Source organism: Rhodococcus sp. NPDC055112 (assembly GCF_053607505.1).
In genome coordinates this window covers 1-1,157 of record NZ_JBSGTR010000127.1, presented here as the reverse complement: position 1 = coordinate 1,157, position 1,157 = coordinate 1, and the positions used below count along the sequence as shown (strand labels likewise).

At 70.1% G+C, this 1,157-nt stretch carries 1 protein-coding gene; it reads left to right on the top strand.

Annotated features, from left to right (window positions below):
- Positions 1-1,157: ABC-F family ATP-binding cassette domain-containing protein (locus ACWFRB_RS26370; RefSeq protein WP_452644308.1), on the top strand; the 1,157-nt coding region annotated here is incomplete at both ends.

Genomic DNA, 1,157 nt, shown 5'->3' with positions numbered 1-1,157 from the left:
GAGGATCGGTTCTCGTCCCTCGGCGGCTACGTCGCGGAGAGCGAGGCGGCCCGGATCTGCAACAGCCTCGGGCTCGCGGACCGGATCCTCGCCCAGCCGCTGCGCACCCTCTCCGGTGGTCAGCGCCGCCGCGTCGAGCTGGCCCGGATCCTGTTCGCCGCGTCCGATGGATCCGGTGGCCGCTCGGACACCACCCTGCTCCTCGACGAGCCCACCAACCACCTCGACGCCGACTCGATCACCTGGCTGCGCGGGTTCCTGCAGAACCACGACGGCGGGCTGATCGTGATCAGCCACGACGTGGAACTGCTCGGCGACGTGGTGAACCGGGTGTGGTTCCTGGACGCGGTGCGCGGCGAGGCCGACATCTACAACATGAACTGGAAGAAGTACCTCGACGCCCGCGCCACCGACGAGCAGCGGCGGCGGCGTGAGCGCGCCAACGCGGAGAAGAAGGCGGGCGCGTTGCGGGTGCAGGCCGCCAAGCTCGGTGCCAAGGCGACGAAGGCGACCGCTGCGCAGAACATGGCCAAGCGGGCCGACAAGCTGATGGCCGCCCTCGATGAGGTCCGGGTCTCGGACAAGGTCGCGCACATCCGGTTCCCGGAGCCCGCGGCGTGCGGCAAGACGCCGCTGATGGCGAAGAACCTGACCAAGATGTACGGCTCGCTGGAGATCTTCGCCGGCGTCGACCTGGCCATCGACCGCGGTAGCCGGGTGGTGGTGCTCGGGCTCAACGGTGCGGGTAAGACGACCCTGCTGCGGATCCTGGCGGGCACCGAGCAGGCCAATGCGGGCGAGCTGGAACCCGGGCACGGCCTGAAGGTCGGCTACTTCGCGCAGGAGCACGACACCCTCGACGACGAGGCCACCGTGTGGGAGAACATCCGGCACGCCGCACCGGACACGGGGGAGCAGGAGCTGCGGTCGCTGCTCGGCGCGTTCATGTTCACCGGCCCGCAGCTCGAGCAGCCCGCGGGCACCCTCTCCGGCGGTGAGAAGACGCGTCTGGCGCTGGCCGGGCTGGTGTCGTCGGCGGCGAACGTGCTGCTGCTCGACGAGCCGACCAACAACCTGGACCCGATCTCGCGTGAGCAGGTCCTCGACGCGCTGCGCAGCTACAAGGGTGCCGTCGTGCTGGTCACCCACGACCCCGG